This window comes from Caulobacter sp. GW456-12-1-14-TSB4, assembly GCF_059424195.1.
This window is the reverse complement of record NZ_JBWKZF010000021.1, coordinates 1-15953: the sequence shown is the minus strand read 5'-3', so window position 1 is coordinate 15953 and position 15953 is coordinate 1. Positions and strand designations below refer to the sequence as shown.

The 15953-nt window shown below is 68.7% G+C and carries 17 protein-coding genes and 1 pseudogene; 10 read left to right on the top strand and 8 right to left on the bottom strand.

Annotated features, from left to right (window positions below; translation table 11 throughout):
- Nucleotides 1-73 precede the first annotated feature (73 nt).
- Nucleotides 74-1435, bottom strand: coding sequence for an MFS transporter (locus AC07YH_RS18365; protein WP_494748397.1), 1362 nt, complete (start codon nt 1433-1435; stop codon nt 74-76).
- Nucleotides 1436-1508: 73 nt separating this feature from the next.
- Here AC07YH_RS18365 and AC07YH_RS18360 point away from each other — a divergent pair, with 73 nt between their 5' ends.
- Nucleotides 1509-2213: an ArsR/SmtB family transcription factor gene (locus tag AC07YH_RS18360; protein ID WP_494748396.1), complete on the top strand. Its 705-nt coding sequence runs from the start codon at nt 1509-1511 to the stop codon at nt 2211-2213.
- A gap of 133 nt (nt 2214-2346) precedes the next feature.
- Here the strand turns inward: AC07YH_RS18360 and AC07YH_RS18355 are convergent, their stop codons facing one another.
- Nucleotides 2347-3402, bottom strand: coding sequence for a DUF2855 family protein (locus AC07YH_RS18355; RefSeq protein WP_494748395.1), 1056 nt, complete (start codon nt 3400-3402; stop codon nt 2347-2349).
- Between the two features lie 82 nt (nt 3403-3484).
- Here AC07YH_RS18355 and AC07YH_RS18350 point away from each other — a divergent pair.
- Nucleotides 3485-3599, top strand: a pseudogene (locus AC07YH_RS18350) (hypothetical protein); the annotation flags it as partial.
- On the opposite strand, the gene AC07YH_RS18345 reads toward AC07YH_RS18350, so the two are convergent.
- Nucleotides 3596-4981, bottom strand: coding sequence for a carotenoid oxygenase family protein (locus AC07YH_RS18345; protein WP_494748394.1), 1386 nt, complete (start codon nt 4979-4981; stop codon nt 3596-3598). The pseudogene AC07YH_RS18350 and the gene AC07YH_RS18345 overlap by 4 nt on opposite strands.
- A 79-nt stretch (nt 4982-5060) precedes the next feature.
- Between AC07YH_RS18345 and AC07YH_RS18340 the strand changes: the two genes are divergently transcribed.
- The 7 genes from AC07YH_RS18340 (at nt 5061) to AC07YH_RS18310 (ending at nt 9995) form a co-directional block, all read left to right on the top strand.
- Nucleotides 5061-5666 (top strand): TetR/AcrR family transcriptional regulator, encoded by a 606-nt coding sequence (locus AC07YH_RS18340; protein ID WP_494748393.1) that lies wholly within the window; start codon nt 5061-5063, stop codon nt 5664-5666.
- Nucleotides 5667-5766: 100 nt separating this feature from the next.
- Complete coding sequence (locus AC07YH_RS18335) at nt 5767-6663, top strand: EamA family transporter (RefSeq protein WP_494748392.1); 897 nt, start codon at nt 5767-5769, stop codon at nt 6661-6663.
- Nucleotides 6664-6753: 90 nt separating this feature from the next.
- A complete protein-coding gene (locus AC07YH_RS18330) occupies nt 6754-7890 on the top strand; it encodes an epoxide hydrolase family protein (protein ID WP_494748391.1) in 1137 nt (378 codons plus the stop codon).
- A gap of 21 nt (nt 7891-7911) precedes the next feature.
- A complete protein-coding gene (locus AC07YH_RS18325; RefSeq protein WP_494748390.1) occupies nt 7912-8319 on the top strand; it encodes a GFA family protein in 408 nt (135 codons plus the stop codon).
- Nucleotides 8320-8326: 7 nt separating this feature from the next.
- Nucleotides 8327-9349 (top strand): threonine aldolase family protein, encoded by a 1023-nt coding sequence (locus AC07YH_RS18320; RefSeq protein WP_494748389.1) that lies wholly within the window; start codon nt 8327-8329, stop codon nt 9347-9349.
- 96 nt (nt 9350-9445) lie between these two features.
- Nucleotides 9446-9709, top strand: a complete 264-nt coding sequence (locus tag AC07YH_RS18315) for a DUF4160 domain-containing protein (protein WP_494748388.1) — start codon at nt 9446-9448, stop codon at nt 9707-9709.
- Entirely contained in the window at nt 9693-9995 is a 303-nt protein-coding gene (locus tag AC07YH_RS18310; RefSeq protein ID WP_494748387.1) for a DUF2442 domain-containing protein, read from the top strand. Before AC07YH_RS18315 ends, AC07YH_RS18310 begins: the two co-directional genes overlap by 17 nt.
- Nucleotides 9996-10105: 110 nt before the next feature.
- Here the strand turns inward: AC07YH_RS18310 and AC07YH_RS18305 are convergent, their stop codons facing one another.
- The 5 genes from AC07YH_RS18305 to AC07YH_RS18285 all read right to left on the bottom strand — a co-directional run bounded on the left by AC07YH_RS18305 (nt 10106) and on the right by AC07YH_RS18285 (nt 14735).
- Nucleotides 10106-12310: a putative bifunctional diguanylate cyclase/phosphodiesterase gene (locus tag AC07YH_RS18305; protein ID WP_494748386.1), complete on the bottom strand. Its 2205-nt coding sequence runs from the start codon at nt 12308-12310 to the stop codon at nt 10106-10108.
- Between the two features lie 153 nt (nt 12311-12463).
- On the bottom strand, nt 12464-13099 hold the full coding sequence (locus tag AC07YH_RS18300; protein WP_494748385.1) for a carboxymuconolactone decarboxylase family protein: 636 nt from the start codon (nt 13097-13099) through the stop codon (nt 12464-12466).
- Nucleotides 13100-13624: a VOC family protein gene (locus AC07YH_RS18295; RefSeq protein WP_494748384.1), complete on the bottom strand. Its 525-nt coding sequence runs from the start codon at nt 13622-13624 to the stop codon at nt 13100-13102.
- Between the two features lie 224 nt (nt 13625-13848).
- On the bottom strand, nt 13849-14208 hold the full coding sequence (locus AC07YH_RS18290; protein ID WP_494748383.1) for a phage holin family protein: 360 nt from the start codon (nt 14206-14208) through the stop codon (nt 13849-13851).
- 62 nt (nt 14209-14270) lie between these two features.
- The gene (locus AC07YH_RS18285) at nt 14271-14735 is read right to left on the bottom strand and encodes a nuclear transport factor 2 family protein (protein WP_494748382.1); all 465 of its coding nucleotides are present in this window, start codon (nt 14733-14735) and stop codon (nt 14271-14273) included.
- A gap of 207 nt (nt 14736-14942) precedes the next feature.
- On the opposite strand from AC07YH_RS18285, the gene rpoH reads away from it, so the two are divergent.
- On the top strand, nt 14943-15839 hold the full coding sequence (rpoH, locus tag AC07YH_RS18280; protein WP_494748464.1) for an RNA polymerase sigma factor RpoH: 897 nt from the start codon (nt 14943-14945) through the stop codon (nt 15837-15839).
- The last annotated feature ends 114 nt before the right edge of the window (nt 15840-15953 follow it).

Sequence of the window (15953 nt, the reverse complement as noted above, 5' to 3'; positions counted from 1 at the left end):
CCTCGCAGAGGCTGTCCGGGACCCAGGGGCCAATGGCATTGCGGTTGCCCCTGGGTCCCGGCTCTCCGCTTCGCTACGGTCGGGATGACAGGCGTCGGGGCAGCAGGATCACCACCGCCGCTCCCGCCAAAATCACCGCCGCGCTGATCCCCGACAACCGCAAGCCCGCCACCACATTCGTCCCCGCCAGCGCCCCGAAGATCGCCACCCCCGCCGCGCCGCCGACCTGGCGGCAGGCGTTCAAGGTCCCCGAGGCCGCGCCGGCGTCGTGGCGGTCGACGCTGGCCAGCAGGCCGCTGGTCAGGGCCGGGATGGCCAAGCCCATGCCGCCGGGGATCAGGGCGAAACCGGGCAGCATCTCCAGCATCCCGCTCCCCACGCCCAGCCGCGCGGTCAGGGCGTAGCCGCAGGCGGCGATCAGCACGCCGCCAGCCGTCACGGTCTTCGCGCCCAGACGGGCCACCAGGCCGCCGCTGACGAGGTTCGACAGCACGAAGGTGGCGGTCAGCGGCAGGAAGGCGATCCCGGCCTTGCCCGGCGCCCAGTGCAGGGCCCGCAGCATGTAGAGCCCCAGCACGAAGATCAGGCCGTAATAGGTGAAGTTCAGCGCCGAGCCGACCACCACCGCCGTCCAGGCCGGACGCTTGCGGAACGCGGCCAGCGGCATGGCCGGATGAGCGGCGCGGCGCTCGACCTGCACGAAGGCCACCGCCAGCAGCAGGCCGGCGACCAGGGCGGCCAGCGGCGCGCCGCTCCAGCCCCGATGCCCGCCCTCGATCAGCCCGCCGACCAGCAGGGTGACGGCCGAGACCGCCAGGGCCTGGCCGGGAATGTCGAACGGGACCTTCGGCTTGGGCGGCGTCTCGGCGGCGATCCACTGGGTCAGCACGGCCCCGATCGCGCAGAGCGGCAGGTTGACGAAGAACACCCAGCGCCAGCCGACCGCCTCGACCAGCAGGCCGCCCAGCACCGGGCCGGCGGCGATCGACACCCCGCCGGCGGCGGTCCACCAGCCGACGGCGGCCGCCCGCGCCTTGTCGTCCCCGTGAGCGGCGTGGGCGATCAAAGCGAGCGACGGCGGGATCAGCAGCGCCCCGGCCGCGCCCTGGGCCACGCGCGCCAGGATCAGGGCCAAGGGGCTTCCCGCGAAGCCGCAGGCGGCCGAGGCGACGCCGAACAGCAGGAGGCCCGCCATGAACGCCCGCTTGGGTCCCACCCGGTCGCCGATCGCGCCGGCCGACAGCAGCATCGCCGCCAGGGCCAGCACATAGGCGTCGACCACCCATTGCAGCTGCGCGGTCGGGGCGTCGAACGCCTTGCCGATGGCGTCCAGCGCGACATTGACGATGGTCACGTCCAGCTGGGTGACCAGGAAGCCGAAACTGGCGGCGGCGGTGATCCAGACGAGGCGCGGCTTGTTCATGGGCTTCGTCATGCCCCGATCCGGCGACCGATTGCTACATGCGCCGATGAACCATTCCGTCGGCGAAGGGTCTAAGGTGGCCGCCATGGACGCCAATATCGCCTCCCCCGCCGCCCTGATCGGCGACCCGACCCGCGCGGCCATGCTGCAGGCGCTTCAGGACGGCCGCGCCCAGCCCGCCAGCGCCCTGGCCTGGGCCGCCGGCGTCACCGCCCAGGCGGCCTCCAACCACCTCGCTAAGCTGGTCGATGGCGGCCTGCTGGCGGTCGAGCGGGAGGGCCGCCACCGCTACTACCGCCTGGCCTCGGCCGAGGTGGCGCACGCGATCGAGGCGCTGTCGATGCTGGCGGCGCCGGTGCGGTCGCTGGAGGTCCCGAGGTCGCCCAAGGCCCGGGCGTTGCGGGATGCGCGGTGCTGCTACGGGCACCTGGCGGGGCGGCTGGGCGTGAGGGTCTGCGAGGCTTTGGTCGAGCGGGAATTGCTCCGGCCGGCGGACGACAAACTGTTCGCGGTGACGGATGCGGGACGGGTCTGGTTCGAGGACCTGGGCGTCGCGGTGGACGCCCTGCGCTCACCGCGAGGCGTGGCGCGACAGTGCCTGGACTGGACCGAACGGCGGCATCACCTGGCAGGGCCGCTGGGGGTCAAGCTGCTGGAGGCGATGACGGCACGCGGATGGCTGGCGCTGGAGGAGAAGGGGCGCGCGGTGAGGGTGACCCCAACCGGCGCGCAGGCTCTACGTGAGCGGTTGGGCGTGAGCCTGGAAGATGAAGGCCGGGTCGCCGCCTAGCGCCCCCTCCGTCACGTCGCCTATCGGCGCCGCGCCACCTCCCCCGCAAGCGGGGCAGGAGGGAGTGTTTCTCCTCCCCCGTGAAACGGGGGAGGTGGATCGCTGCGGATACGCAGCGAGACGGTGGGGGCGCTTAGGGCCGCAGCACCACGCCCACATCCGCCGCCGTCCCGCCGTCCACCTGCGCCAGGTAGGCCGCCTGCATGGCCTCGCGGCCCTGCCCGGTCTCCACCTTCAGCCACCGCGGGGCATCGGCCACGAAACCCGTCCACGCCGCGCCGTGGCGCTGCTCGAACTCGCCCGGCGCCCAGTCCTTCTGGCGCTTGGCCACGCGGTCCGGGGCGAAGAAGAAGGCCGGCGTCGGACCCGGCAGAGCTCCGCCGCCACGCGGCGCCTCCCAGTGCGTGCCGCCGACCAGGATCGAGGCCTTCAGTTCATCGGCGAACCGGTTGTGCACGCTCGCCAGCACTGCCGCGTCGCCCGCGAAATCGACGAACGCCGCCGGCCCTTCGATCGGCGCGCTGGCCTCGTCGTCGTACAGGACCACCTGGTCGTAGAACCCCAGCCCCTCGACGAACGCCTTGTTGCGCGGCGAGGTCAGGCCCACGACGTTCACGCCGCCGCGCTTCTTCAGCAACGCCGCCAGGCCGATCGCCGTCTTGGACGAGGCGCTGGACAGGATCACGCTTGTCGCGCCGTAGAAGGCGTGCTCGTCGAACTGGTCGTCGATCAGGAAGGCGGTGATGAACAGCGGCTGCAGCAGCGCCCGGTGCGCCTCCAGCGCCTCTTCCGCGCCGACCGCCAGGTACTGGTTGTAGACCGGCGGCAACGGCTGGCGGTGCGGCGCGACGTCGGTGAAGCCCGCGCGGCTCGGCTTGGCCTGCACGGTCAGGTGGGTCGACATCGGCCAGTAGCCGTAGAACCGCTGGCCGACCGCGATGTCCGGATGGGCCGAGGCCTCGACCCGCGCGTGGCCCCAGACCGGCACGCGGCCAAAGCCGTCCGGACCGGGGAAGAACTCCCAGTACTTCATCATCTCGCCGAACACGGCGTAGGTGATGTTGTTGGCCGTCAGGGCGAAGCTCTCGATGGCCAGGCGGACCTGGCCGTCGGCCAGCGGCGGCGGCGCCACGTCGTGGAATTCACTGCGGCGCAGGTCGCTCTTGGCGACGACGAAATCCCAGGCCATGGCGGCGTCTCCGGCTTGTTCGGCGGGGAGTAGGACGTGCGCCCACGCCGAAGTCAAACAGTCGTTTGCCCCACTCTAAACTTGTCATCCCGGCCGCAGCGAAGCGGAGAGCCGGGACCCAGGGGCCACCGCATTGCGCTTGGCCCCTGGGTCCCGGACAAGCCCCGCGGGCTTTCCGGGATGACAAGGGTGGTTAAGCCGCTACCCACTGGCCGTGGAAGCCGAACGGTACCCGGCGCGGCAGCCTGGCGCTGGCGATCGGGCCGTTCTCGACCGCCTGGGCGTCGAAGACCACGAACTCGGACATGTCGTCAGCCTGGCGATAGATCACCGCCGTCAACCAGCCCTCGCCTTCGGCCGCGCCCTCTCCGGCATGGGTGAAGACAGCTTCCGAGATCGCGTCGCCCTGCGGCACGGTCCAAGTCTTCCGCGTCCCGGCGACGAGATCGACATGGGCCACGATGTTGGAGCGGAAATCGCCGGGCTTCAGGCTCTGACCCACGAACCAGCCGTGGCGGTAGGGCATGCCGGCGAAGCGCTCGTCGAAGCGCGGGAACTCGCCGGCGGTGTCGTCCAGCGCGGCTTCGCTGACCGTCCCGGCGTCCAGGTCGATGGTCCAGCGCGTCAGATAGGCGGCCGCGTTCTCGCCCTTGGTCCCGTCGGCGTTGGGGAACAGCGGCGCGGTGGCGTAGCGCATGACGTCGGCGACGATCGTCTGGCCCTGCTCGAAGGCGTTCATGACGTGGAAGGCGTAAGCCGCCGGAATCTCGATCCAGCGCAGGCTGGCCACGCCCTGGTCGCGGCGCATCACGGCCAGATGGCCGCCCAGCTCCGGCTCCCAGGCGAAGACCGGCTTGCCGCTCATGGCGCGCGGCAGACTGCCGGTCAGGGGCAGCACCGGAATGACGATGTGGTGCTCGGTGACGATGCAGTCGTGGATCATCGAGCAGTACGGGGCCTCGAAGGTCTCGCGCTTGAGCAGCTTGCCGTCCTTGTCGGCGACGCCCCAGCTGACCTTGTTCGACAGCGGCGTGGGGTCGTCGGCATAGGCGAAGAACACCAGCTCGCCGGTGATCGGGCAGGCCTTGGGGTGGGCGGTGACCTTGCCGCCCAGGTCGTAGGCGCCCAGCGTCTCCAGGTCCGGACCGCTCATCTCGAACGGGGCGTGGGCCTCTTCCAGCGCCAAGAGGTGGCCGCCGTGGCGGATGATGTTGGTGTTCATCGCCCCTTCGGAGGCTACGCCCAGCACCGACGGATCGGTGGTCATCGGGTTGCCCCAGCTGCCCCACAGCGCCTGGCCGGCCTCGTGCTCCAGCGCCCACTTGTTGGTGCGGACCCAGCGGTTGCGATAGCGGACCTGACCGTCTTCCACCGTGAAGGCGTGCAACATGCCGTCGCCGACGAACCAGTGGTAGTTGGCGTCGCGCGGGTCGAACTGCGGGTTGGGGCCGTTGCGGTAGAGCGTGCCGCGCAGACCCGCCGGCAGCGTCCCCTCGACCGTCAGCACGAAGTCGTCCTCGCTGCGCACCGGCGCGAAATTGCCACTGAGAAACGGATTGATCCGCACATCGCCGTCCATGGTCGGTCTCCCAGAGTTTTATTGTTTACGATGTAAATTTATGTTGTAAGCGACAGGTCGAGTCAATTGGGATTCTGAGTTGCCCCGCGTCCTGTCGTCCGAAGACGTCGAAGCCTTCCGCGGCCGCCTGTGCGAGGCGGCCCAGACCCTGTTCGCCGAGCGCGGCATCGAGGCGGTGACCATGCGCGAGCTGGCCCAGGCGCTGGGCGTCAGTCCGATGACCCCCTACCGCTACTTCAAGGACAAGGACGCGATCCTGGCGGCCGTGCGCGCGGCGGCTTTCGACCGTTTCGCCGCGCGACTGGAAGCGGCCATGGCCACGACCTCGGACCCGGCGCGCCGCTCGCGCGACGCCGGCCAGGCCTATATCGACTTCGCCCTGGCCGAGCCTCAGGCCTATCGCCTGATGTTCGATCTGAACCAGCCGACGGAAGGCGACTATCCCGCGCTGCAGGCCGCCATCGTCCGCGCCCGCCGGACCATGACCGTCCATGTCGAGGGCCTGATCGAGGCGGGCCTGATCGCGGGCGACGCCGAGCTGATCGGCCACATGTTCTGGTCGGTGCTGCACGGACTGCTGATGCTGCAGCTGACCAACAAGCTGGCCCCCTCGATCGACCCCGCCCAACTGCGCGCCCTGGTGTTCTCGACCATCGCCCGAGGCCTAGGCATCGCCGCGCTCTGACCATCACGCCCCGATTGTCACGGGGACAATGTTTCCGTTGCGACGTCGGGCTCGAGGGTTCAGGTCCAGGCTAGTCCAGCTTGCGATTGGAACCACCGCCATGCCGACCCACGCCCCCCTGCCCCTGCGCCACTTCCTGCTGGCCCTGGCCGTGGTGGCGGTGTGGGGCACGAACTTCGTGGTCATCCGCATCGGCCTGAACCACCTGCCGCCGCTGCTGTTCGCGACCTTGCGCTTCTGCATGGTGCTCGTGCCCATGGTGTTCATCGTCAAGCGCCCGGCCGTGTCGTGGAGCAACCTGGCGGCCTATGGCCTGCTGATCGGGGCGGGGCAATTTGGCCTGTTGTTCGTGGCCATGAAGGGCTCGATCTCGCCGGGCCTGGCCTCGCTGATCCTGCAGACCCAGGTGTTCTTCACCATCGGCATGGCCATGTGGATCAGCAAGGAGCGCATCCAGGGCTTCCAGATCGCCGCCCTGGTGCTGGCCGTGGCCGGCATCGTGGTCATCGCCGCCCACGGCGGCGGGGCGGCGACGCCGCTGGGCGTGATGCTGGGCCTGCTGGCCGCGCTCAGCTGGTCGGGCGGCAACATCGTCGCGCGCCAGGCCGGGCCGGTGAACATGCTGGGCTATGTCGTCTGGGCCAGCCTGTTCTCGATCCCGCCGCTGTTTGCCATGTCGCTGTGGCTGGAAGGCTGGCCGGCCATCGTCAAGGGCGTGACCGGCGCGGGTCCCTGGACCTGGGTCGCCGTCGCCTGGCAGGCGGTAGGCAACACCATGTTCGGCTATGCCGCCTGGGGCTGGCTGCTGGCGAGGCACCCGGCCGCGACGGTGACCCCGATGGCCCTGCTGGTCCCGGTGTTCGGCATGAGCGCCTCGGCCTTGTTGCTGGGCGAGGGCCTGCCGGCCTGGAAGCTGATCGCGGCGGCGCTGGTGCTGACGGGGCTGGCGGTGAACATGCTGTGGCCGAAGGTGCGGATGCGGTTCGCGGCCGCCTAACCCACTCTGCTCCCCCAGAGGGGGAGCAGAGTTTGTGTTGACCGCCCTCGCGTAACCCGGCGGAGGCTCCCTCAAAACAGGGAGGCCGCCATGGTGACGCCGTTCAAGGTCGAGTGGAGCCGCGAGGCGATCGACAAGCTCCTCGGCCAGGTCCGCGCCTACGAATTCCCACCCGCGCCGGAGGGCGGCGGCTGGGGCTATGGCTGTGACGCCGACTTCCTGCAGGCTCTCTGCGGCTACTGGACCGACGGCTTTGACGTCGCGGCGGCGCAGGCGAACCTCAATCGCTTCCCGCAGTTCACGACCACGATCGACGGCCTCGATATCCACTTCGTCCACGTGGTCGGCGAGGCAGACGGCAAGCGGCCGCTGCTGATCAGCCACGGCTGGCCGGGCAGCCACTTCGAGTTCTGGGACGCCATCGAGCCCCTGGCCTTTCCGTCGCGCCATGGCGGCGATGCGGCTGACGCCTTCGACCTGGTGATCCCGTCGCTGCCGGGCTTCGGCTTCTCCGGCAAGCCCAAGCGGCCGCTGGGCCAGCGGGCCACCGCGCGGATGTTCGACACGCTGATGGGCCAGCTGGGCTACGAGACCTACCTCGCCCAGGGCGGCGACTGGGGCGGGCTGGTCACTTCCTGGCTGGGCCTGGACCATGCCGCGCGAGTGAAGGCCATCCACCTCAACATGATCGGCCTGCGCCCGCACGGACCGCCCACGACGCCGGAGGAGATCGCCTGGATCACCGGCTTCGGGGCGCAGATGGACCTATGGGGCGCCTATTTCCGCCTGCAGGCCAGCAAGCCGCAATCGGTCGCGTGGCTGGGCGCCAGCAACCCCGTCGGCCAGGCCGCCTGGATCCTGGAGCGCTTCCACGACTGGGCGGACCTGTCGGAGAGGTCCTTCGAGCAGGTCTTCACCCGCGACCAGTTGCTGACCAACATCATGCTCTATGGGATGACCGGCAGCTTCACGACCGGCGCCTGGTACTACCGCGCGCTGCTGGAGGAAGGCGGCCCCGTGCTGGCGGAGGGCCAGCGCTGCGAGACCCCGACCGCCTTCGCCAACTTCCCGGGCGAGAGCATCTACAAGCCCCCGCCCCGCTCGTGGGCCGACCGGGCCTACAACATCACCCGCTGGACCGACCAGCCGCGCGGCGGCCACTTCGCGGCGATGGAGGAGCCGGGCCTCTTCGTGCAGGATGTCCGCGAGTGGGCCAGAGACCACTAGGTCCGCCGAGGGAGGAAGATCATGACCAAGCTCGAAGGCGGCTGCCAGTGCGGCGCCATCCGCTATGAGATCAGCCAGGACCTGATGGGGTCGGGCGTCTGTCACTGCCGCGCCTGCCAGTACTCGACCGGCGGCGGCCCCAACTATGTCGCCCTGGCGCCGACGACGGGCTTCACGATCACCAAGGGCGAGCCCAAGCGCTATGTCCGCCCGGGCGGCAGCGGCGCCGAGGTGGCCCGGATCTTCTGCGGCGACTGCGGCACGCCGCTGTGGTCGGAAGGCGCCCTGCCCTTCCTGCCGGTCAAGGCGGGCAGCCTGGATGACCCTTCGTTCCTCGATCCGGCCGTGCACCTCTGGACGAGCGCGGCCCAGCCGTGGCATCGCATCGAGCCTGGCCGTCCGGCCTTCCCCGAGAACCCGACCTTCTGAGGACTTGATGGCCGCCCGCTACGACTTCGCTTCCGACAACGTGGCGGGCGCGATGCCCGAGGTCATGGAGGCGCTGGTCGCCGCCAACGCCGGCACGGCTTCCGGCTATGGCACCGACCACGTCAGCAAGGCCGCCGGCGACCGCATCCGCGCGCTGCTGGACGCCGACGCCGAGGTGAAGTTCACCGCCTCGGGCACGGCCGCCAACGCCTTCGCCCTGACCCTGCTGGCCGCGCCGCACGAGGCGGTGCTGGCCCACGAGCACGCCCACATCTGCACCGACGAGACCGGCGCACCCGGCTTCTTCAGCCAAGGCGGCGGCCTGATCGGCCTGCCAGGCGCCTCGGGCAAGATCGAGCTGGCGGCGCTGGAAGCCGCCCTCAAGCGCCCCGAGGTCTCGTACAACCAGCCGGCCAACGCCCTGTCGCTGACCACCGCCACCGAATACGGCACGGTCTATTCGCAGGAGCACCTGGCCAGCCTGATCGCGCCGGTGAAGGCCAAGGGCTACGGCGTCCACCTGGACGGCGCGCGCCTGGCCAACGCCGTGGCCGCCGGCTTCGACCTGAAGAGCGTGGCCAGGATGGGCGTCGATATTCTCGTCATGGGCGGCACCAAGGCCGGCTCGACCCCGACCGAGGCCGTGGTGTTCCTCAACCCCGCCCACAAGCGTCGCCTGGACGCGCGTCTCAAACACGCCGGCCAGCTGGTCAGCAAGGGCCGCTTCCTGGCCGCTCCGTGGCTGGGCCTGCTGGGCGAGGACGGCTCCACCGGTCCGTGGGCCGCCCGCGCGGCGCACGCCAACGCCATGGCGCAAAAGCTGGCGGCGCTGATGCCGTTCGAGATCAAGCACCCGGTCGAGGCCAACGGCATCTTCGTCGAGATGGACGAACCGACGCTGGAGCGCCTGCGCGGCGAAGGCTGGTTCGTCTACCGCTTCCTGGACGGCACGGTGCGCTTCATGTGCTCGTGGGCGACCACGCCGGAAATGGTCGAGGACCTGGGCGCGGCGCTGAAGCGGGTGGTTTGAATCCCACCACCCGAACGCTTGCGGAAATCACAAGAACTCTCATAGGTTGAGATTATCGCACAATTCCCAATCGCTTGGGTTTTTGATAATCTCCCCATGGTCACCCTGCTGCGTCACGGCAAGATCCGCGTTGTCATCTACTCGGAAGATCATCGACCGAGCCACGTGCACGTCGTTGGAACTGACCAGGCGGCGGTTTTGCTGCTGAACTGCAACGACGAGCTGCCACACGGTCCCGTGGCCCTTCGGGAAAACCACGGGTTCGCGGCGCGGGAGCTGAGGCCGATCATCGAACAGGTCGAGGCCAATCTCGCCCTGCTCTGCGCCGAATGGAAACGTGTGCATGGCGATTACGGATGAAGAGATCGACTCGGCCGCCGACCGCAGCACGGCTACTCGCGCGCAGCATCCGCAGGCGGTGTCCGCGCGCTACGATACAGCCCGTGGGCTGATTGAAATCGCCTTCACGAATGGCGCCTTCTTCAGCTTCCCGCCGCGCCTCGCTCAGGCGCTGCAGAGCGCGACGACCATCCAGCTGAAGGCGGTCGAGATCGTCGGCGCGGGTACGGGCCTGCACTTCCCGGCGATCGACGCCGACCTCTACATCCCCGCGTTGGTCGAGGGCGTGTTCGGTTCGAAGACCTGATGGCGTCACGCCTTGGCCAAGAGGGCGGGCGCGTCCGCAGCGATCGCAAGTCCGCCGCGGCGCGCGAGAACGGGAAACTCGGAGGCCGCCCGCGTAAGGCCGGCTAGGGGTTACGAGGCCGCCCGAACCGGTTGCTTGTCCTGCGTTTCAAGCACGGCAGGCGCTTTCGCTTCCGTCGCCAGCACCGTCACCGACGCGCCGGCGAACTCCATCCGCTCCACACCCAGCATCTTGGCGATCTCGGCCGCGGGGGCCGGGCGGCTGATGTAGTAGCCTTGGATCTCGGCGCAGCCCTGGCCGCGCAGAGCGTTGAGCTGTTCCAGGGTCTCCACGCCCTCGGCCGTGGTGACGATGCCCATGGACGAGCCCAGGTCCAGCACGGCCTTGATGATGGCCATGGCGTCGCTGTCTTCCAGGATATCGCGGACGAAGGTCTGGTCGATCTTGATCTTGTCGAACGGGAAGCTGCGCAGATAGCTCAGCGAGCTGTAGCCCGTGCCGAAGTCGTCCATCGAGATGCGCACGCCCAGGGCCTTCAGGTCATGCAGCATCTGCATGTTGGCCTGGCTGTCCTGCAGCAGCACCGACTCGGTGATCTCCAGCTCCAGGCGCTGGGCCGGCAGGCCCGAGGCGGCCAGGGCCGAGACGACGGTGCGCACCAGGCCCCGGTCGCGGAACTGGGCCGGCGACAGGTTGACGGCCAGGCGCACGTGGGCGGGCCATTTGGCGGCCTCGGCGCAGGCCGTGCGCAGCACCCACTCGCCCAGCGGCACGATCAGGCCGATCTCCTCGGCCAGCGGGATGAAGTCGGCCGGCGAGACCATGCCCCGGTCGGGGTGGCGCCAGCGCAGCAGGGCCTCGCAGCCCGTGACGCGCTCGTCGCCCAGATTGTACAGCGGCTGGTAGAACAGCTCGAACTCGCCGGCCTGCAGCGCGCGGCGCAGGTCCAGCTCCAGGGCGCGACGGGCTTGCAGCTGCTCGTCCATGGCGCGTTCGAAGAAGTGGAAGGCGCCGCGACCGTCGGCCTTGGCGCGATAGAGGGCCATGTCGGCCTTCTTCAGCAGTTCGTCGGCGTCCTCGCCGTCCGAGGGCGCGGCGGCGACGCCGACGCTGGCGCCGATCACCACATGGTGGCCCTGGAGGTCGAACGGGGCGCTCATCGCCTCGACGATACGGGCGGCCAGGCGCGTGGCGCCGGTCATGTCCTTGAGGCCGGTCTGGACCACGGCGAACTCGTCGCCGCCCAGGCGGGCCACGGTGTCGCCTTCGCGCACGCAGCCCCGCAGACGCTCGGCGGCGACGCGCAGCAAGGCGTCGCCCAGCGGGTGGCCCAGGGTGTCGTTGACGGTCTTGAAGCGGTCCAGGTCGATGAAGTGCACGGCCAGCCGGTCGCCCTTGCGGACGCGGCGGGCCAGGGCCTCGGACAGGTGCTTCTGGAACAGCACGCGGTTAGGCAGCTCGGTCAGCGGGTCGTAGTGCGCCAGGCGGGCGATCTGAGCCTCGGCCCGCTTGCGCTCGGCGATGTCTTCCGAGACGCCCAGCAGGTACTCGGCCTGGCCCTCGGCGTTGAGCAGGGCGATCTTCTTGGTGCGCAGGATGGCCATGCCGCCGTCCTTGCGCGGCACGTGGTCTTCCTCGATCACGCGGACCTCGCCGGAGTCCAGCACCTCGCGGTCGCGCTCGACATAGAGGGCGGCCAGCTCGGCGTCGTGGAAGTCGGCGTCGGTCTTGCCGACCACCTCGGCGCGCGGACGGCCCAGGATCTTCTCGCCGGCGCGGTTCAGCAGAACGTAGGAGTGGTCGTCGGCGCGCTTGACGAACACCATCGAGGGCATGGCCTCGACGATGGCGGTCATGAAGGTCTGGGCGCGATCGACCTCGGCCTTGGCCTTGGCCAGTTCGGCCACGCCCCGGCGATTGGTCTCGTTGGCGGCCTGCAGCAGGCCCAGCACCGTGCCGACGCCGATATAGCGGCCGCCCTCGGTGACGATGAAGCCGCGCAGCAGGTCGGAGGCGCGATACGACAGGCTGTCGGTGGTGAACTCGGCCAGGGCCATGTCGGCGTCGACGACCAGCGGCTCGCGGTCCATCAGCGTCGAGATCGGACGGTTGGCGTAGAGGGCGCGGCCATACTCGGCGGCCATGCGCAGGAAGAAGGCGTTGCGTTCGACGATGCCGATCGGACGGTCGTCGGCGTCGACGACCGGGACGATCAGGGTGTCGGGCTCCTCACGGAACCGCTCGTACAGGGCCTTGCCGAGATCGTCCTGACGCGCGGGAGTCAGGGAAGAAACGGTATCCCGCAGGGTGAACATGGTTACGCCTCCACTCAACCGAGGGAAGGACCATTTCTGCGCTAACGACGTACTAATGGCGTCGCTTGGGGCCCGCCATTTCGCCAAAACTTCATGCCGTTGTCACAGTGTTTTCGGCGATTTTTACCGTGATTACTCAGACCTTCAGGAACATTACCTGCCGGTATCCAGGAAGTCTTGCCCGTCGAATTTGTCGGGCGCGGCGACTTCAACCACAGGTTCGGGGCGATCGTCGAATTCGGTGCGCAGGGCCCGGCTCATCACCGCGTGCATCTCGTAGAGACAGGTGATGTAGGTCAGCTCCAGGATCTGCTCGTCGGTCAGGAAAGCCTTGAGCGCCGCGAACACCCCGTCGGCGATGCGGCCGCCGTCCAGGACGAGGCCGTCGGCATAGGCCAACACCGCGCGCTCGTGGGCGTCGAAGGCCTCGGACACCTGCCAGTGCGGCACGGCGGCGATCTTCTCTTCCGAGACCTTGAGGCCGCGCAGCGACTTGCAGTGCTGGGAGAACACGAACTGACTGCCGCGCGTCCAGCCGGCCCGGGTCTGGGCCAGTTCGCGTAGCACCGGATCAAGCTTGCGGGTCGGATCGCGATAAAGGACAAAGCCCTGGGCGGCGTGGCGCAGCACGTCGGGGCTGCCGGCGAAGACCGTCCACCAGTCGCCGCGCGTGCCCGTGGCGGTTCCAGGCTGGGCCACCGGGTCGCGGTCGCCGAACAACAGGTCGTAGAGCTTCAGCGTCCGCTCGTCGGTGACTTCGGCGCGGGGGATCTCGCGCAGGCGCGGCATCTAGGCGTCCACCGTCGCTTTGGCCGGCGCGTGCTTGACGTCCTCCGGCCCGAAGTCGCGGGTGAAGGCGGCCAGCTCCATCATGATGCCGTTGGGGTCAGTGAAATAGACCGAGCGGACGAAGACGCCGGGATGGAGCTTGCGCGCCACGCCCATCTCGCTGTCGTCGTGATTGACCACCATCGGGAAGGCCGGGACGCCGGCGGCCTGCAGGCGCTCCAGACAGGCCTCCAGGTCGGCCTCATCGACGGTAAAGGCCACGTGGTTCATCGAGCCCACGGCGGTCTTGGAGTCGGCTGGGAAGCTCTTGACCGACGCAATGCCCGGCGCGGCCGGCCGGGCCTCGGGCCACCAGAAGAAGGCCAGGCAGGACCCGCCGCCGCAGTCGAAGAAGAAGTGCTGGCCGCCATCGGGCAAGGCCACGGTCTTCACGAGGGGCATCTGCAGCACCTCGGAATAGAACCTCACCGTCTCGGCCATGTCGCGACAGACCAGGGCCAGGTGATTGACGCCGGTGATCTTCATCTCGGCTTCCTCCCGGAGACCGAGGTTACGCCGATGGGGTCCGAGCGCTAGATTGCCCCTGCGTACCCTGCCCTCAAAAATCCATTCTTCCCCAAATCCGTTTCCCCGGCGAAAGCCGGGGCCCAGATCTCATGGTGCTGGGGATGATTGGATCAGCGCGGCGCTCTTAGAACCCGCCCCAGCGCTCTTCCATCTGGGCCCCGGCTTTCGCCGGGGAGACGGGATCAGGATTGCTCCTTCTTCGCGTCCCCCAGCAGCACGTGCCCGACCCAGCTGACGACGCCCGTCACGATCGCCGCCTCGATCCCCGCCAGCAGGCCGCGCACCGCCAGGCCGTCCAGGAACCAGGCCACCAGCCCGATCATCGCCGCATTCACCACCAGCAGGAACAGGCCCAGGCTCAGCAGGGTCAGCGGGAAGGTCAGGATCGTCACCACCGGGCGCACCACCGCATTGACGATCCCCAGCAGGAAGCCGGCGATCAGCAGCGTCGTCCAGCCATCGGCCGTGACGCCCGGCACGATGCGGGCGGCCAGCCACAGGCCGGCGGCGGCGATCAGGATGCGGAAGATGAAACGGAACATGCGGCGCGACTCCCCTTGGCTGATCGCAGAATGGCGCAAGCCCTCGCTCGCGCAAGATCGCCCTAGAACATGGTGTTCTTGTTGGCCGCCTCGGCCGGGACGGCCTGGATGACGTCCCAGTGCTCGACGATGCGTCCGTTCTTGACGCGGAAGATATCGACGATGCTCTGCCCGCGATCGGCCGGGTTTTCGGTGGAGTGGACATGCAGCCAGACCAGGTCGCCGTCGGCCGCCACGCGCACGATGCGCGCGCGAGACGCCGGGTTGGCTTTGAACGCCTCGACGAAATAGGCCAGGAACGGCGCCTTGCCGTCCGGGACCTCGGGATTGTGCTGGCGATAGTCGTCCGTCAGCACCTTGGCGCCCTCGACCACCTCGTGCCGATTGAAGACGCGGTCGTAGAACTCGACGACCAGCTTGCGGTTGGCCGCCTCGCGGGCCACGTCGCGGGGCGCGGCGCAGGCCAGGTCCGCGCGACTGCTGACACATAGGGCCACGAGCCCTGCGAGGATGATCGAACGCTTCATGGAATCTCCGGTCGCTGAACGGGGGCGCCAGATGCGCTAATAGCGGCCGGGATCAAAGTCACGCCGCATTCGTACAATATCCAAGCGGGCAACTCGGACATTACAAATGCGTTACCGCTCTTCAAACCGCAGCTTCGCGAACTATCTAGTTCCTCGTGTGAGGGATGATCGCGCGCACTTGAGCAGCGGATCCGCACGCAAGGGGATATAAGAAGTATGGCCGTGAATTCTCTATCGGTGATGTCGCCGGACGGCGGCCTGTCGCGTTATCTCACCGAGATCCGCAAGTTCCCGATGCTTCCGAAGGACGAGGAGTTCATGCTCGCCCAACGCTGGAAAGAGCATCAGGACTCCGCCGCTGCCCACAAGATGGTGACGTCGCACCTGCGTCTCGTGGCCAAGATCGCCATGGGCTATCGCGGTTACGGCCTGCCGATCGGCGAGGTTATCTCGGAAGGCAATGTCGGCCTGATGCAGGCCGTCAAGAAGTTCGAACCCGAGAAGGGCTTCCGCCTGGCGACCTACGCCATGTGGTGGATCCGCGCCTCGATCCAGGAGTACATCCTGCGTTCGTGGTCGCTGGTGAAGATGGGCACGACCGCCGCGCAGAAGAAGCTGTTCTTCAACCTGCGCAAGGCCAAGAGCCAGATCGCCGCCTTCCAGGAAGGCGACCTGCACCCTGACCAAGTCAGCCAGATCGCCACCAAGCTGGGCGTGCTGGACAGCGAGGTCATCTCGATGAACCGCCGCCTGTCGGGCCCCGACGCTTCGCTGAACGCGCCGCTGCGCACGGACGGCGAGAGCGAGTGGCAGGACTGGCTGGCCGACGACGATCAAGTCAGCCAAGAGACCGTCGTCGCCGAGAACGAGGAGAAGTCGCTGCGGATGTCGCTTCTGGAAGAAGCGATGGTCGAACTGACCGACCGCGAGCGTCACATCCTGACGGAACGCCGCTTGAAGGACGACCCGACCACCCTAGAAGAACTGGCCGCCCAGTACGGCGTCAGCCGCGAACGCGTGCGCCAGATCGAGGTCCGGGCGTTCGAGAAGCTGCAGAAGAACATGCGCGAGGCCGCCGTGGCCAAGAACATGGTCGATGCGTAGCTGATCGCTGCTCCCCTTCTGGGGGAGCTGTCGCGAAGCGACTGAGGGGGCTACTCGGCATAGGCCGCGCTGCCCCCTCCGGCCCTCCGGGCCACCTCCCCCAGAGGGGGAGGA

What these genes read in the sequence shown, in the direction of transcription:
- AC07YH_RS18285 (WP_494748382.1), bottom strand. Translation starts at nt 14,735, where the DNA reads ATGAAGCGTTCGATCATCCTCGCAGGGCTCGTGGCCCTATGTGTCAGC.
- AC07YH_RS18305 (WP_494748386.1), bottom strand. Translation starts at nt 12,310, where the DNA reads ATGTTCACCCTGCGGGATACCGTTTCTTCCCTGACTCCCGCGCGTCAG.
- AC07YH_RS18345 (WP_494748394.1), bottom strand. Translation starts at nt 4,981, where the DNA reads ATGGACGGCGATGTGCGGATCAATCCGTTTCTCAGTGGCAATTTCGCG.
- AC07YH_RS18315 (WP_494748388.1), top strand. Translation starts at nt 9,446, where the DNA reads ATGGTCACCCTGCTGCGTCACGGCAAGATCCGCGTTGTCATCTACTCG.
- AC07YH_RS18360 (WP_494748396.1), top strand. Translation starts at nt 1,509, where the DNA reads ATGGACGCCAATATCGCCTCCCCCGCCGCCCTGATCGGCGACCCGACC.
- AC07YH_RS18325 (WP_494748390.1), top strand. Translation starts at nt 7,912, where the DNA reads ATGACCAAGCTCGAAGGCGGCTGCCAGTGCGGCGCCATCCGCTATGAG.
- AC07YH_RS18295 (WP_494748384.1), bottom strand. Translation starts at nt 13,624, where the DNA reads ATGAAGATCACCGGCGTCAATCACCTGGCCCTGGTCTGTCGCGACATG.
- AC07YH_RS18330 (WP_494748391.1), top strand. Translation starts at nt 6,754, where the DNA reads ATGGTGACGCCGTTCAAGGTCGAGTGGAGCCGCGAGGCGATCGACAAG.
- AC07YH_RS18300 (WP_494748385.1), bottom strand. Translation starts at nt 13,099, where the DNA reads ATGCCGCGCCTGCGCGAGATCCCCCGCGCCGAAGTCACCGACGAGCGG.
- AC07YH_RS18320 (WP_494748389.1), top strand. Translation starts at nt 8,327, where the DNA reads ATGGCCGCCCGCTACGACTTCGCTTCCGACAACGTGGCGGGCGCGATG.
- AC07YH_RS18310 (WP_494748387.1), top strand. Translation starts at nt 9,693, where the DNA reads ATGGCGATTACGGATGAAGAGATCGACTCGGCCGCCGACCGCAGCACG.
- AC07YH_RS18355 (WP_494748395.1), bottom strand. Translation starts at nt 3,402, where the DNA reads ATGGCCTGGGATTTCGTCGTCGCCAAGAGCGACCTGCGCCGCAGTGAA.
- AC07YH_RS18290 (WP_494748383.1), bottom strand. Translation starts at nt 14,208, where the DNA reads ATGTTCCGTTTCATCTTCCGCATCCTGATCGCCGCCGCCGGCCTGTGG.
- AC07YH_RS18365 (WP_494748397.1), bottom strand. Translation starts at nt 1,435, where the DNA reads ATGACGAAGCCCATGAACAAGCCGCGCCTCGTCTGGATCACCGCCGCC.
- AC07YH_RS18335 (WP_494748392.1), top strand. Translation starts at nt 5,767, where the DNA reads ATGCCGACCCACGCCCCCCTGCCCCTGCGCCACTTCCTGCTGGCCCTG.